Genomic DNA, 14,471 nt, shown 5'->3' on the forward strand with positions numbered 1-14,471 from the left:
GATAATGCACCTGGCCCGCTCGCCGGCATGGCCGCCGGCCTCCGCCTCCATCGACACACTCGATCTGCGCGTGGCGATCCATCCGGGCGTCCCGGTGGTCGCCGTGATCAGCGGGGAGATCGACATCGTGTCCGCTCCATGCCTGCGCGAGACCCTGCTGCTGGCCATCCGGCGCCATGGATCGGCGATCTCCGTGGATCTTCAGGGAGTGACGTTCCTGGACTGCTCAGGTGTCAGCGTGCTCCTCGCGACGGCGCGCAGGGCCCGACTCGAGGGTGGATGGATGCGGGTGGTCCGTCCGTCGGCAAGGGCCTGGCGAGTCATCACGATTCTGGGCCTCCAGCACCTGCTGACGAGAGACCACGACTGGGCGGAAGAATGAACCACTTCCAGACGGCGACGATGGACGGCCACGCCGGCATGCCGGAACTCCCGGCCGGCCGGATAAGGGCGGACTGGCGTGATCATGCGGCGTGCCGCGGTATGGACACGGAACTCTTCTTCCCCATCGGGAGCTCCGGGCCGGCGCTGGCCCAGATCGGCCAGGCCAAACGGGTATGCGCGGGGTGTCCGGTCCGCATCCCCTGCCTGGGATCGGCCCTGGCGGGCGGGGACGTGGGCGTGTGGGGAGGCACCACAGAGGACGAGCGCCGCGCCCTCCGGCACACGCGCCGCGCCGTAGCCGGTCTCGACGCTGTGGTCGGTCTCACCTCGTTATCAGCTCGGTGAGCGCTGCGGGACCGCTGCACGCGCCGGCCGAACTCCGCAGCGGGTCCGGCCGGTGACGAGGTCAGCGTGGTGCGAGTGCGGCGAAGGCCTCGTCGAGGAGGGTGACGAGGTCGAGTCGGCCGTCGGAGTCGGTCCAGTGTTCGACGGCGGCGTTGAGGCAGTCCAGGGCGGCGGCCGCGCGTACCCAGTCGCCGAGTGCCGGGGGCTCGGTGGAGCCGCCGCGTTCGGCGAGGGCCCGAGCGAGGGCGGGGCGCCAGCCGTGCTGCTTTTCCAGTTGCCGTGCGCACAGTGCCGGGGTGTCCCGGACCAGGCGGGTCATGGCCAGGGAGTCGTCCGGGTCCTGGTGGTAGGGCTCGATGGCCGTGTCCAGGGCGCGCCGCAACGCCGTCCAGTCGTCCTCCTCGGCCGGGCGGGCGCGCAAGGCGTCGGCGACCCGCTCGCCCTTGGCGTCGAAGGTGCTGAGGACCGCGTCCTCCTTGGTGCCGAAGTAACGGAGGAAGGTGCTTCGGGACACCCCGGCGGCCTTGGCGAGGTCGTCGATGGTCACCTTCTCGAAGCCCTCGCGGCGGAACAACTCGAAGGCCACCTGGCCCAGTTCGGCCCGTACGGCGGCCCGCGCGATGTCCCTGGTGTTCGTACGCCCTGCTGCGCTCACACGGCGATCGTAGCTCCAGCGAGATCCCCACTTGCAGGATTGATACGTGATGGCTAACTTGACACTCAGTTTCATCTGGGAATTTTAGTTTCACGACTGAGGGCGGGACACCGTGACCACTCGAACTCTTGGACTCATCGGCAGCGGCATGATCGGCAGCGCGCTCGCCGGCTTGGCGGTGGCCTCCGGGCTGAACGTCGTCGTCAGCAACTCCCGCGCCCCCGAGACCCTCGCCGAACTCGTCGCCGGGCTCGGCGACGGCGCCCGTGCCGCCACGCCGGAGGAGGCGGCCCGGTCGGGCGACCTGGTGGTCGCGACCATTCCGCTCAAGAACTACGCGCGGCTGCCGGCCGAGGCCCTGGCCGGCAAGATCGTGATCGACACCATGAACTACTACCCGGAGCGCGACGGTCGCCTCGCCTCGCTGGACGCGGGGGAGACGACCTCCACCGAACTGGTCCAGCGGCACCTGGCCGACTCCCGGGTGGTCAAGGCGTTCAACAACATCGACTTCCGTCGCCTGGCCACCAGCGCCCGGCCCGCCGGCGCCGCCGACCGCAGCGCCCTGCCGATCGCGGGTGACGACCCGGCGGCCAAGGAGGAGGTGGCCCGGCTGCTGGATGTCCTCGGTTACGGCGCCGTCGACATCGGCACCCTGGCCGACAGCTGGCGCAGCGAGCCCGACACACCGGTCTACGTCCAGCCCTACCTGGCCGAGCGGCCCGAGGGGCTGAGCCAGGACGAGACGCATCGCTGGTTCTTTGAGACACCGGGTGTCCCGGTGTCCGCGGCCCAGGTCAAGGAACTGGCGGATCAGGCCGTACGGCGACCCGCGGGCTCCGCCGCGAACCTGTCCCGGGACTGAGCGCCGCCATGACCACTGCCGTGCACGGAGCGTCCGTCGACATCCCGACCCGCGACGGAATCGCCGACGCCTACCTGTCGCACCCCGATACGCGCGCTCCGCATCCCGCCGTCCTGCTCTACATGGACGCCTTCGGTCTCCGCCCGCACCTGAAGGCCATGGCGGACCGCCTCGCGGCGGCCGGATACGTCGTCCTGGTGCCCAACGTCTTCTATCGCCACGGCCGGGCGCCCGTGGTGGAACTGCCCGAGTTCATCAACCCGGCCGAGCGCCCGGAGATCATCGGGAGCCTGCAGCCGGCCGCGCGGACACTGACCCCCGAAGGCGCCATGCGGGACGCCACCGCCTACCTCGACTGGCTGGTCGCATCGCCGCTGACCACCGGCGGCCCCGCAGGCGTCACCGGTTACTGCATGGGCGCCGGCCTCGCCCTGCGCACCGCGGGCACTCACCCCGACCGGGTCGCCGCCGCGGCCGGCTTCCACGGCGCGTACCTCGCGAGCGACGCCCCGGACAGCCCCCACCTGCTGGCCGACCGCATCACCGCCGAACTGTACTTCGGCCACGCCGACCAGGACGCCACGAACCCCGCCGAGCAGATCGACCGCCTCGACACGGCCCTCACCGCGGCGGGCGTCCGCCACCGCGGCGAGGTCTACGCCGGCGCGCGTCACGGCTTCACCCAGGCCGACACCGCGATGTACAGCGCGGAGGCGACGGAACGTCACTGGACGGCGCTGCTGGACCTGTTCGGCCGCAGGCTCTGACCGCGACGCGCGGTATCGCCGAAGGTGCCCCGGGCATGGGCTAGTGCGGTGCGAGGCGGTCGGCGAACCAGTCGGCGACCAGCGCGTCGCGCTCGGCGGCGTGGTTGTAGAGCGTGTGCTCGCCGTCGGGCCAGGTGCGCAGCTCGCCGCCGGGACCGGCCGCCCGGGCGAAGGGGGCCAGGGCCGCGGGGTCGGGGGCGAACGGGTCGGCCCCTCCGTGCAGGGCCAGGACGGGGCAGCCGATCCGATGACGGGCCGGGTCGAACCGCAACGCGCCCAGAACGGCGGCCATCCGCTCGCCGCTGTCGGTGCCGATCGCGGCGGCCATCTGCTTGATGGCGGGTGACCCGGGCTGTGCCGTCGGCGGCTGCGCCGGGCGGGCTCCGGCGGGTGTGCAGTTGACCACGCAGGCGCCGACCCGTGAGTCGCGCGCCGCGAGGTGCGCGGCGAACAGTCCGCCGAAGCTGTTGCCCTGCACACCGATGGCGTCGCCGAGCCTGGGGTCGGCGGCGACGGCGTCGAGGAACCGGGCGAAGCCGTCCACGGCGTCCTCGTCGATGTAGAGCCGGTGCTCCAGCCGCGGTTCGCCCTGGCCGGGCCCCTCGGCCAGCAGGCAGGCCAGGCCACGTGCGGTGAGGGCGTCGGCGGCACCGAGGTAGTTCGCGCCCCAGCCGCTCAGCCCGCCCCACAGGACGACCGTCGCGGTGGCCGTCCCGGACGGCGGCAGGCAGAGCCAGCCGACCAGCCGGCCGTCGCGGTACGGCACCTCGACGCGCTCGATCGCCGGTTCACTGAGCTCGGCGACCGCGCCGACCAGCCGTGTGTATCGGCGGTAGAGGTCCTTCTTGAGGGGCGTGTCGGCCTCTTCGGCCATCTGCGCGAACAGCGCGGCACCGACGGCCCACCGGGCGTGCTGGAGCGCGGTCAGGCGGTGCCCCGAGGTGTCGGCCGCACGGCTGTGGCGGGTGGCCAGCTCCTCGGCGACCGCGATCCAGGACCGGCCGTTCGCCGTGTCGGCCAGCAGTGTGCGGGCGTCGGCGGGGTTCATGCCGCAGTCGACCAGTCGGGTGTAGGGCATCGCCCGGTGCAGGGCGGCGACGGCCTGGTCCGGGGACCGCGGTGCGGGTTCCGGCTGGGCGGGAGACTGCGGTGCGGGTTCCGGCCGGGTGGGGGACTGCGGTGCGGGTTCCGGCTGGGTGGGGGACCAGGCCAGGGCGGTGCGCAGTTCGTCGACGAGTCCGGGGATCTCCTTCTCGTCGGCCGCGGTGCCGAAGAGCACGAAGTCCGGGCGTGCGAGGTAGGCGACGGCGCCGAGGTCGCGCAGGTACGCCGTGTGCACGCCGTCCTCGTCGATCGCGTCGAGGCCGAGTCGTACGACGCGACAGCCGAGTCGGTCGAGGAAGGCCAGCCGCTCCGGTGCCAAGGACTTCGGGACGTCGGTGTCGCAGACCAGAGTGAATCCGCGTCCGACGACGTCGTCGAACCGCCCGGTCAGACCGCCGACGGTGACGCGGCCCTGCGGGACGAGGTCGCCGACGGGCCGTTGGACGGTGCCGTCCGGCCCGTGATGGAGCACGCCGTCGGTCACCATGGGCCCGCGCTCGAGCGGCGGCGGACCGCCCTTCTTGAACATCTCGTCGCGTTCCGCGGCGGCCACCGGGTCGTGCATGTTGGCGACCGCGCCCATCATCAACGACACCTGCGTGATGCCATTGGTGTGGGGCCGGCGCTCCTGCTCGTAGGTGTCCAGGAGGGAGTCGTCGGCCAGCCCGCGCAGGACGAGGTCGAGCTTCCAGCTGAGGTTGACCGCGTCGCGGATGCCGGAGCACGCTCCCTGGCCCGCGTACGGGGGCATCGTGTGGGCGGCGTCGCCGGTGAGGAAGACCCGGCCCTCGCGCCAGCGCCGGGCTTCGCGTGCTTCGAAGGTGTAGACGATCTGCCGCATGATCCGGACGTCCTCGGGCCCGAGCCCGTGCTTGTCCTCCAGCAGGCGCCAGGCGGTCTCCGGCCGCTCGAACTCCTCCTGAGACTCGCCGTCCAGCAGGGCGAACTCGAAGCGCTGCCTGCGCTCGCCGATGTTGATGTACATGTGCCCACGGGCCGGGTCGCAGTACTGCTTGGCCATGGCGAACTCCTCCGGCGCGCGGCGCAGCCACTCGACGTCGACGTTGAGCCACCGCTCGTTGAAACCGAAGTCGTCGCGCTCGATGCCCAGGATCCGCCGGATGTCGCTCTTGCTCCCGTCGGCGGCGATGACGTAGCGGGCGCGCACCCGCTGCTCCGCGCCGTCGTCATCGGCGGCCCGCCACGGCGTGAGCGTCAGCTCGACGCCCTCGGTATCGGCGGCCAGCCCGGTGACGGCCCGGCCCTGCCGGACCTCGACGTTGGACAGGGTCCGGACGCGGTGGTCGATCGCGTCCTCCACATCGGGCTGATAGAACGAGATCTGGTTGTAGAAACCCATCGGCCCGATCTCGGGCTCCGGGCTCTGCATCAGCTGCTCGTCGCGGCCGTTGACCCATTTGTACGTGGTGGGCGACGCGTCGCGCAGCGCCTCGTCCACGTCGCCCGCGGCCTGCACCGCCCGCGCGGTGCCGTCATCGATGTGCGTCGCCCGGGGCAGCCCGTACAGCGAGGACCACCGCTCGCACACCACGACCTCATGGCCCAGCTGCCCGAGCAGGGAGGCCGCGACCATGCCGGTAGGGCCGTAACCCGCGATAGCGACGTCGAAGATCTTGTCCACGCTCCGCGCCTCTCATGCCAGCAATGTAAACCTAAGTTCGCGTTAGATGTGAACTTAGGTTCACACTAGGGCCCTGTCAACGCGGTCTGCTCAGCGATCGTCGGCCGGCGGCTCCACCGTGGGGCCCAGCAGGTAGGCCGTCACGGCTCGCCGCAACTGGTCGACCAGTTCGGGCCACGGCAGGGGGCGGCGTGACTCCAGGTGCTCGCCGTGGATGATCCGGTGGGCGCAGGTCGCGTAGATCAGCCGATAGGCGAAGTCGATCGCCGCCTCGACGTCCGCGTGATGCCGCAGCGCCGGTGCCGCCAGCATGACGATGTCGCGAAAGACCTGGCCGCCCCCGACGCTGACGGCCGAACCGTGTTCGAACACCGCCGGGTTGTGGGTGCCCAGCAGCATGAACACCCGCATCAGGGCGGCATGGGAGTGCAACGACTCGGTCGCGCCCTCGACCGCCGTGGCGATCACCGCGGCGGGAGGCGTGGCCGCCGAGAGGTCGAGGTCGACCAGGCGCCGGAGGAACTCCGCGGCCAATTCATCCGTGAACCGGGCCTGGATGGCCAGCAGCAGTCCTTCCTTGTCCCCGAATCGCCGGTACACGCTGCCCACCGAGACCCCTGCGGCGTCGGCGACCGTGCTGACGGTCAGCGCCTCCGGTCCGCCCTCCTCAAGGAGGCGGACGCCGGCGGCGAAGATGCGGTTCTGGGTCTCCCGGCTGCGCGCCTGATGGGCGACCGGCACCGGGGATGCGTCGCTGCTCACCGCAAAAGTGTAACGATGAGGTTGACAGTCTCACGAGAGTAACGGGAATAATGGTTCACGTTCTCCGTCTGGAGTCGCTCCCTCCGCACCTCACGTAAGGGCCCATCCCATGGCAGCGGACACCTCCGCCAAGACCGCATCCGTGGCGCGCTTCAGCGAGGAGCTCTCCGCCGAGGTCGTGGCCGCGACCTTCGCCGACACCTCGGATCCGCGCCTGCGCGACATCATGACCTCGCTCGTGCGGCACCTGCACGCGTTCGTCAAGGACGTCGAGCCCACGGTCGAGGAGTGGGCGGCGGCGATCGGTTTCCTCACCGACGTCGGCGCGACCTGCACGCCGGTCCGGCAGGAGTTCATCCTGCTCTCCGACATCCTCGGTGTGTCCATGCTGGTGGAGACCGTGAACAACCGGGCGGGCGAGGCCACGGAGTCGACCGTGGAGGGGCCGTTCCACGTGGTCGAGTCGCCGCCACGCGAGCTCGGCGCCGACATCGCCCTGGACGGAAAGGGTGAGCCGTGCCTGGTCACCGGCACGGTCAGGGGACCGGACGGCACTCCGGTCGCCGGTGCCGCCGTGGACGTGTGGCAGGCCAACGCGGACGGTTTCTACGACGTGCAGCAGCCGGAGCTGCAACCCGAGCGTAACCTTCGCGGCCTGTTCACCACCGACGACGAGGGGCGGTTCCGATTCCGGTCGATCGTGCCGCGGTACTACCCGATCCCGACCGACGGGCCCGTCGGCCGGCTCCTCGAGGCGACCGGGCGGCACCCGAACCGGCCCGCGCATGTGCACTTCGACGTCCGGGCCACCGGCTTCCGGCCTCTGGTCACCCACCTGTTCGTCGCGGACACGCCCTACATCGACTCGGACGCGGTCTTCGGCGTCAAGGACAGCCTCGTACGAGAGTTCCCTGCGGTCGACGACCCCGCCCGCGCGGCCGAGGCCGGCCTGCCCAACCCGTTCCGTACCGTCCACTTCGACGTGGTGCTTCGTCCCGAGGAGCCCGCGGCCGACGAACCAGCGGCCGACGAACCGGCGGTCGGCGAACCGGCGGTCGGCGAACCGGCGGTCGGCGAACCGGCGGTCGGCGAACCGGCGGTCGGCGAACCGGCGGCCGACGGGCCACTCGCGGACGACGAACCAGGAGAGCGGGCGCGGCCGTGACCGCCCTTCAGCCGTTCACGTACCAGGCCCTGCCGATGCGGGTGGTCTTCGGCGTCGGAGCCGTGACGTCGCTGCCCCAGGAGATCGAGCGCCTGGGATACGAGCGGGCGCTGGTCCTCTGCGGCCCCGAGCAGGAGTCCACCGGCCGGACGATCGCCGACGCGCTCGGACGTCGTTCGGCGGGTGTCCTGGCCGAGGCGCGCATGCACGTCCCCCTGGAGGTCGCCGACCTCGCCCGGGACCGAGCCCGCGCCCTCGGGGCCGACTGCTGCGTCGCCGTCGGCGGCGGCTCGGCGATCGGCCTGGGCAAGGCGGTCGCCCTGGCCCACGGCCTGCCGGTCCTCGCCGTCCCCACCACCTACGCCGGCTCGGAGATGACGCCCATCTGGGGGCTGACCGAGGGCGGACGCAAACGCACCGGCCGGGACCCGCGCGTCCTGCCGGTCAGCGTGCTCTACGACCCCGAACTCACCCTCACCCTGCCCACCGACCTCTCGGTGACCAGCGGGATCAACGCCGCCGCGCACGCCGTGGAAGCCCTCTACGCGCCCGACACCAGCCCGATCATCTCGCTGATGGCCGAGGAAGGCGTCCGAGCCCTCACCGGCGCGCTGCCCGCCCTCGTGCGCGACAACGGCGACCTCGAAGCCCGGGAGCAGGCCCTGTACGGAGCCTGGCTGAGCGGTGCCTGCCTCGGCGCCACGACGATGTCGCTCCATCACAAGCTGTGCCACAGCCTCGGCGGGACTCTGGGCCTGCCCCACGCCGCCACTCACACGGTCGTCCTCCCACACGCTCTCGCCTACAACCAGCCCGGCGCACCACAGGCCGTGGCCGCGCTGCGCCGCGCGCTCGGCGGCACCCCGGACCCGGCGCGCCGCTTCTGGGAACTCGCCGGTGAGCTCGGGGCCCCGCGGTCGCTGCGCCGGCTGGGAATGGCCGAGACCGACATCCCCCGGATCGTCGACGAGGTGCTCGCCAATCCGTACGCCAACCCGGTCGACGTCACCGCGGACGGTCTGAGCGGCCTCTTGCACGCCGCATGGGCCGGTGAGCCTCCGAGCGGCTGACGCCGATCAGTGACGACGACAGGTCGACGGGTCAGTCCGGGAGCACATCGCCGGGCACGCTCATGGTCCGGGTGTGGTCGACGACACGTGCGTCCCCGATCAGTGTCACCTGGACCGATGAGCCGGGATCGCCGGCCGACCGCGCGATGGTGAGAATGATGTGGCCGGGTTCGACGCGCCTGCGCAGGTCTCTCCCGGTGAAGCCGGTCATGTCCGCGTGGACCGTGAACCGTACCGTACGGGTCTGCCCGGGGGCGAGGTCGACCCGGGTGAATCCGATCAGTTGCCGGACGGGGCGGGTGACCGATGCGACCGGGTCGGTGAGGTAGAGCTGCGGGACGTGGGTCCCGGCCCGGTCGCCCGTATTGGTCACCGTCGCCCGTACCGTGATCAGCCCGTCGACGGCGACGACGTCCTCGTCGGCGCGCACGTCCTGGATCCGGAAGGAGCTGTAGGACGTCCCGTGCCCGAACGGGAAGGCGGGGGTGGGATCGATGTTGCTCACCCCGTCGCTCCTCAGCGCCAGCGGAGGTGCGAGGTAGGTGCCCGGCTGGGCGGCCGTGTCGCCCGGGATCTGGACCGGTAGCCGTCCGGACGGGTTGATCCGTCCGGACAGGACGCCGGCGATCGCCGCCGCGCCCTCCTGTCCCGGGAAGAACGCCTGGAGCGTCGCGTCCGCCGCCCGGGCATGCCGGCCGATCGCGTACGGGCGGCCGGAGACGACGATGAGGACGGCCTGCCGTGCCGCGCCCAGCACGGCCTCTGCCAGGTCGTCCTGGACTCCGGGGAGGTTCAGGTCGGGGACGTCGCATCCTTCGCCCGAGGTCCCGTGTCCGAACATCCCCGAACGGTCGCCGACGACGAGGATCGTCAGGTCGGCCGCCGCCGCAGCAACCACGGCCGCGCCGATCCCGCTCCTGTCGTCGCCGGTGATCGGGCAGCCGATCTCGTGGTGCACCGCGGAGCCGGGGAACTCCCGCCGGACGGCGTCGAGCACCGTCGGAGCCTCGACGCCGAGCGGGAGCTCGGGGTGGTGGGGGAGGACGTGGTTGGGGAAGGAGTAGCAGCCGAACAGGCATCTGGCCTCGTCGGCCACCGGGCCGATGACGGCGATGGACGGCTGACCGGCGAGCGGCAGGACGTCCGAGCCGTTGTCGAGCAGCACGATGGACTCCTCGGCCAGGCGGCGGGCGATGTCGCGGTTGCGGGGCGAGTCCAGATCCGGGGGAGCGGTGTACCGCCCGGGATCCCATCCGGGGTCGAGCAGTCCCAGCTCGGCCTTCTGCGTCAGGACGCGCAGCACCGCCCGGTCGAGCAACTCGGGAGCGACGCGACCGTCCCGCACCATCGCCAGCAGGGGCTCCCCGTAACCGGACCGGTGGGGGAGCTCCACGTCGATACCGGCGCGCAGCGCGGCGTGCGCCGCGCTCGGGACGTCGGCGGCGACGCGGTGCAGGGTGGCGAGGAACGCGATCGACCAGTAGTCGGAGACCACCGTGCCCTCGAACCCCCATGAGTCCCGCAGCAGGTCCGTGAGCAGTGTCTCGTCCGCTCCGCAGGGTACGCCGTCGACGTCGTTGTAGGCGTTCATCACCGAGCCGACGCGGCCGGCGACCACCGCCTTCTCGAAGGGCACGAGGATGACGTCGGCGAACTCGCGTGGACCGAGGACCGCCGGGGCGTGGTTGCGCGCCGCCCGCGAGGTGGAGTAGCCCGCGAAGTGCTTCACCGTCGCGACCACACCGGCCGACTGCAGGCCCCGTACATAGGCCAGTCCCAGTTCCGAGACGAGGTAGGGATCCTCGCCGAGGGTCTCCTCCACCCGGCCCCAGCGGTAGTCGCGCACCACGTCCAGGACGGGCGCCAGACCCTGATGGACGCCGACGGCCGCCATGTCCGACCCGATGGCCGCAGCCATCCGGTGGACGAGCCCGGGATCCCAGGTGGCCGCCAAGGCCAGCGGCGTCGGATACACCGTGGCCTGCCAGGTGGTGAACCCGGTCAGGCACTCCTCGTGGGCGATGGCGGGGATTCCGAAGCGGTTCGCCGACACCACCCGCGCCTGTGCGGCCGCCAGGCGCTCGCGGCCGGCCTCCGGGTCGATCGGGGCCGTCCCGAACACCCGGGTCAGGTGCCCGAGCCCGCCGACGACGGCCTCGTCGAACGTCTCGGCGTCACGGAAGGTCTCCTGCATCGGCGCCACGTCGCCGACGGCGTCGTGACCCGGCCAGGAACTGCCGAGCTGCCGCACCTTCTCGGCGTCCGTCATGGCGTCCAGCAGGGCCCGCGCGCGGACGGAGGCGGGAAGGGCGGGGTCGTTCCAGCGGCCGGTCGCCCGGCGCTCGTTGCTGATCGTCACGGTGTGATCTGTTTCTTTCCAGGCGCCACGGACGGCGCTGTTGAGCGAGGAGTGGCCGGACCGAGCCGATCGGCGGGCGCCTTGGACGGTCGCCCTCTCTGTCACTTTCCGCCGGTGCCCATCAGCCCCATCACGAGGGCACGCCGGGCGAAGAGGTAGACGATGAGGATCGGGACGGCGGACATCAGTACGGCGGCCAGCAGGGCCGGGACGTCGGCTCCGTACTGCGAGACGAAGTTGTACAGGCCGAGGGGAACCAGCTTCGTGTCGTTCGACTGGGTCATGACCAGGGGGAACAGGAAGCCGTTCCACGCCTGCAACGCCGTGAAGACGCACGTCGTCGTGATGCTGGAGCGCGACAGCGGGATGACCAGTTTGACCAGGATCCGGGCCGGGCGGGCGCCGTCCAGGGCCATGGCCTCGAAGAGCGAGGCGGAGATGTCGCGCATCCCGCCGCTGAGGACCAGCACGCTCACCGGCAGCGCGAACGCCGCGGTGGGCAGGGCGATCCCCCAGAGGCTGTCGTAGAGGCCGAGCCGGTTGATGAGCAGGAACAGCGGGATGAGGACCGCCTGGGAGGGGATCGCCAGGCCCAGGAGGAACAGCCGGAACACCCCTCTGGTCAGCCAGCCGTCTCCCCGGACGACGGTGTAGCCGATGGGTATACCGAGGAGAAGCACGATGGCGACCGTGAGCCCTGCGACGAGGACGGTGTTCCAGACATAGTGCAGGAAGCCGCTGTGCACCACGGTGCGGAAGTTGTCGAGGGTCACCGTGGAGGGAATCGAGACGGGCCCGCCGTCGGTGTACTTCGACTCCGGCTGGATCGCCGTGTTCACCAGCGCGTACAGCGGAACACCGATGATCAAGAGCCAGGCGAACGCCGCGAAGCCCGCGACGACGTTGGGGCGCTTTCTCACAGGCCCTCCATCGTGCTCGTCATCTTGTCGTACCCGCTGATCTTCACGAGGAGGAGAGAGGCGCCCGTGGCGAGCAGCAGCAGGAAGCTCGCGATGACACTGGCGTATCCGTAGTCATAGGTACGGAACGCGGTCTGGTACATCGCGAACGGCAGGATCGACGTGTCGGTGCCCGGACCCCCGTTGGTCAGCAGCAGGACGATGTCGAACGCCGTGAGACCGCCGACCACCATGAAGGTGGTCGAGGTGATGACGCTGTTGCGCAACTGCGGAAGGGTGATGTGGAAGAACTGCCGCACCCTCCCCGCGCCGTCGATCGCGGCCGCCTGGTACAGCGTGAGCGGGATGGCGCGGGCGGCGCCCTGGTAGATCAGCGTGTGAAACGGGATGAACTGCCAGCTGGTGACGACGATCAGGCAGGCGATCGCGCCCTTCTGACCGCCCAGCAGATCGGCGTCGCCTCCGAGGAGACCGCTGAGCTTTGCCGGGATACCGAAGTTCGGGTCGAGCAGTTGCCGCCACATGATGGCGGTGGCCGCCGTGGACAGCAGTAGCGGCAGGAAGAAGATGGTCGACAATACGGCGCGGTTCCGCTGGTAGCCGGCCGACCAGACGCCCAGCAGGATGCTGATCGGTGCCTGGAGCAGGATGTTGCCGACCAGCAGGACCGCTGTGACCAGGGTCGACTGGAGGATCTGACCGTCGCCGAGGAATCGCCACCAGTTGTGCAGCCCGGTGAACCGCGGCGCGCTGAGGCCGTCCCAGCGGGTGAGGGACAGGTAGACGACGCCGATCATCGGCGCGACGGCGAAGATACCGAAGAACACCAGCCCGGGGACCGCCCAGGCCACGCCGGGCCGCTCCAGTGCGGGAGCGGACCGGCGTGCCTCGCGGTCCCGCACGAGCCGTGAGCCCGTGATGGAGACCATTTGATCTGCCTTCCTACTTCTTCAGGGCGAGAACCGCGCTGACGAACCGCTCCGGCGTGTCCTGTCCGTTGAAGAGCTTCTGGATCTCGGTGATCAACGGGGTGCCCAGGGTCAGGCCGAGCGCCTGATCCCAGGACTGGGTGAAGTACGGCGCCTTCCGCACGAGGTCGTACTGGAACCGGGCGTACGCGGGATCGGGCGCCTTGGCCAGCATCTGCCCGGCGTTCACCGTGACGGGCACTTCGCCCTTCTGGACGAGCCCCTGGACATAGCTGTCGCTGTAGGTGGTCGGCAGGAAGTCCTTCGCGGTCTGCCGAGTGGCGGCGGTGGTCACCGAGATGTAGTTGGTGGGGTTCCCGACCACGTCGGCGGGGTCGCCCTTGCCTCCCTCGACGGTCGGGAACGGCACGTATCCCAGGCCCTGCTTGGCGAACGTCGGATCCGTACTCTGCTGGGTGGCGTACTCCCACGAGCCCATCAGGACCATCGCCGCCTTGCCCTTGGCCAGCAGCGTCGAGGTGCCGCCCGCGCCGTAGCCGACGGAGCCGAATTTCGTGCCGAACGCGCCGCCGTCGACGAGTTGCTTGACCATCTGCGCGGTCTTGAGCACCGCGGGGTCCTTCCACTGCGACCAGTCGCCGGCCTCGATCTTCTTGAACACGTCGGGACCGGCGAGGCGATCGACGAGGTACTCGATCCACATCAGCTCGCCCCATGAGTCGGTGCCGTTGCCGGCGACCGCGAAGGGGGTGACGCCCTTGCCCTTGAACACCTGGACGAGGTTCGTCAGGTCACTCCAGGTCTTCGGCGGCTGCACGCCCGCGTCGGTGAAGACCTTCTTGTTGTAGAACAGGAACACCGGCTGGGTGCCCCGGCACGGGATCCCGACCAGCTTGCCGTCCACCTTGCCGGCCTCCAGCGCGGAGGGGAGGAAGTGCGACTCCAGGCTCGGATCGAGTTGCACCAGCTTGCCGGCGCGCACGTAGTCGTTGAGGCTGCCGCCGCCCCAGTTGAAGAACATCCCGGGCATCTGCGAGGAACCCATCGCCGTCCGCAGCTTGTCCTTGTAGCCGTCGGTGGCGATCACGGACATGGTGACCTTGCCATGGCCGGCGCCGTTGAACGAGTCCACCGCGGCCTGCTGCACCGTGTTGGTCGGATCCTGCAGCGTCCAGAACTTAACGCTGCCGCCGGCGGTGCTCGCCGAACCGCCGGCCGACCCGCAGCCGGCCACACCCATGACCAGCGCGGCGCTTGTCACCAACGTGGCGACTGCCCATTTTCGAGATCTGCGGTTCCTCATCTGGTGCCTTTCGACTCGGCAAGGTGGCCACGACAGTGGCCGTACCTGACAGGTGGCTTGAGCCCCCTTGGCGCCGAGGGGACGGATCGAGAGGCCGGGCGATCAGGAACGTTTCCGCAACCCTTGCGTAACGCGCTCCTTGATGCCTGGCGGGTACCGGGCACGCTAGCTGGGGCGATGTGACGGCGACAAGAAACGAGA

General features: G+C 70.6%; 13 protein-coding genes. 6 read left to right on the forward strand and 7 right to left on the reverse strand.

Annotated features, from left to right (window positions below; translation table 11 throughout):
• The first annotated feature begins 4 nt into the window (after window positions 1-4).
• Together ACQP2O_RS20705 and ACQP2O_RS20710 are read left to right on the forward strand one after the other, a co-directional pair.
• On the forward strand, window positions 5-382 hold the full coding sequence (locus ACQP2O_RS20705; RefSeq protein ID WP_433187493.1) for an STAS domain-containing protein: 378 nt from the start codon (window positions 5-7) through the stop codon (window positions 380-382).
• A gap of 38 nt (window positions 383-420) precedes the next feature.
• Window positions 421-729 carry a WhiB family transcriptional regulator gene (locus tag ACQP2O_RS20710; protein WP_433191090.1) on the forward strand — a complete coding sequence of 103 codons (309 nt, stop codon included), beginning with the start codon at window positions 421-423 and terminating at the stop codon, window positions 727-729.
• A gap of 61 nt (window positions 730-790) precedes the next feature.
• On the opposite strand, the gene ACQP2O_RS20715 is transcribed toward ACQP2O_RS20710, so the two are convergent.
• Window positions 791-1,384: a TetR/AcrR family transcriptional regulator gene (locus tag ACQP2O_RS20715; RefSeq protein WP_433187496.1), complete on the reverse strand. Its 594-nt coding sequence runs from the start codon at window positions 1,382-1,384 to the stop codon at window positions 791-793.
• A gap of 112 nt (window positions 1,385-1,496) precedes the next feature.
• On the opposite strand from ACQP2O_RS20715, the gene ACQP2O_RS20720 reads away from it, so the two are divergent.
• Both ACQP2O_RS20720 and ACQP2O_RS20725 read left to right on the forward strand, forming a co-directional pair.
• Window positions 1,497-2,249, forward strand: a complete 753-nt coding sequence (locus ACQP2O_RS20720; RefSeq protein WP_433187499.1) for an NADPH-dependent F420 reductase — start codon at window positions 1,497-1,499, stop codon at window positions 2,247-2,249.
• 8 nt (window positions 2,250-2,257) lie between these two features.
• Window positions 2,258-3,016 (forward strand): dienelactone hydrolase family protein, encoded by a 759-nt coding sequence (locus ACQP2O_RS20725; RefSeq protein WP_433187502.1) that lies wholly within the window; start codon window positions 2,258-2,260, stop codon window positions 3,014-3,016.
• 40 nt (window positions 3,017-3,056) lie between these two features.
• On the opposite strand, the gene ACQP2O_RS20730 is transcribed toward ACQP2O_RS20725, so the two are convergent.
• Window positions 3,057-5,762, reverse strand: coding sequence for a bifunctional 3-(3-hydroxy-phenyl)propionate/3-hydroxycinnamic acid hydroxylase (locus ACQP2O_RS20730; protein ID WP_433187505.1), 2,706 nt, complete (start codon window positions 5,760-5,762; stop codon window positions 3,057-3,059).
• A gap of 90 nt (window positions 5,763-5,852) precedes the next feature.
• Window positions 5,853-6,524 (reverse strand): TetR/AcrR family transcriptional regulator, encoded by a 672-nt coding sequence (locus tag ACQP2O_RS20735; RefSeq protein ID WP_433187508.1) that lies wholly within the window; start codon window positions 6,522-6,524, stop codon window positions 5,853-5,855.
• A 109-nt stretch (window positions 6,525-6,633) separates the two neighbouring features.
• Here ACQP2O_RS20735 and ACQP2O_RS20740 point away from each other — a divergent pair, with 109 nt between their 5' ends.
• Both ACQP2O_RS20740 and ACQP2O_RS20745 read left to right on the forward strand, forming a co-directional pair.
• Window positions 6,634-7,689, forward strand: a complete 1,056-nt coding sequence (locus tag ACQP2O_RS20740; protein ID WP_433187511.1) for a dioxygenase — start codon at window positions 6,634-6,636, stop codon at window positions 7,687-7,689.
• On the forward strand, window positions 7,686-8,759 hold the full coding sequence (locus tag ACQP2O_RS20745; protein ID WP_433187514.1) for a maleylacetate reductase: 1,074 nt from the start codon (window positions 7,686-7,688) through the stop codon (window positions 8,757-8,759). The genes ACQP2O_RS20740 and ACQP2O_RS20745 overlap by 4 nt, the downstream gene beginning before the upstream one ends.
• Before the next feature lie 31 nt (window positions 8,760-8,790).
• On the opposite strand, the gene ACQP2O_RS20750 is transcribed toward ACQP2O_RS20745, so the two are convergent.
• The 4 genes from ACQP2O_RS20750 to ACQP2O_RS20765 form a co-directional block, all read right to left on the reverse strand.
• Window positions 8,791-11,118, reverse strand: a complete 2,328-nt coding sequence (locus tag ACQP2O_RS20750) for a beta-glucosidase family protein (protein ID WP_433187517.1) — start codon at window positions 11,116-11,118, stop codon at window positions 8,791-8,793.
• A 101-nt stretch (window positions 11,119-11,219) separates the two neighbouring features.
• Window positions 11,220-12,038, reverse strand: a complete 819-nt coding sequence (locus tag ACQP2O_RS20755; RefSeq protein ID WP_433187520.1) for a carbohydrate ABC transporter permease — start codon at window positions 12,036-12,038, stop codon at window positions 11,220-11,222.
• Window positions 12,035-12,967, reverse strand: coding sequence for a carbohydrate ABC transporter permease (locus tag ACQP2O_RS20760; RefSeq protein WP_433187522.1), 933 nt, complete (start codon window positions 12,965-12,967; stop codon window positions 12,035-12,037). The genes ACQP2O_RS20755 and ACQP2O_RS20760 overlap by 4 nt, the downstream gene beginning before the upstream one ends.
• Before the next feature lie 13 nt (window positions 12,968-12,980).
• Entirely contained in the window at window positions 12,981-14,228 is a 1,248-nt protein-coding gene (locus tag ACQP2O_RS20765) for an ABC transporter substrate-binding protein (protein WP_433191092.1), read from the reverse strand.
• Window positions 14,229-14,471 lie beyond the last annotated feature (243 nt).

The sequence above is a fragment of the Actinoallomurus sp. CA-150999 genome, assembly GCF_050942425.1.
GTDB lineage: Bacteria > Actinomycetota > Actinomycetes > Streptosporangiales > Streptosporangiaceae > Actinoallomurus.

Bases quoted from the DNA above. Each gene is read 5' to 3' on its own strand.
- ACQP2O_RS20705 (WP_433187493.1), top strand. From the start codon at position 5: ATGCACCTGGCCCGCTCGCCGGCATGGCCGCCGGCCTCCGCCTCCATC.
- ACQP2O_RS20710 (WP_433191090.1), top strand. From the start codon at position 421: ATGCCGGAACTCCCGGCCGGCCGGATAAGGGCGGACTGGCGTGATCAT.
- ACQP2O_RS20725 (WP_433187502.1), top strand. From the start codon at position 2,258: ATGACCACTGCCGTGCACGGAGCGTCCGTCGACATCCCGACCCGCGAC.
- ACQP2O_RS20740 (WP_433187511.1), top strand. From the start codon at position 6,634: ATGGCAGCGGACACCTCCGCCAAGACCGCATCCGTGGCGCGCTTCAGC.
- ACQP2O_RS20760 (WP_433187522.1), bottom strand. From the start codon at position 12,967: ATGGTCTCCATCACGGGCTCACGGCTCGTGCGGGACCGCGAGGCACGC.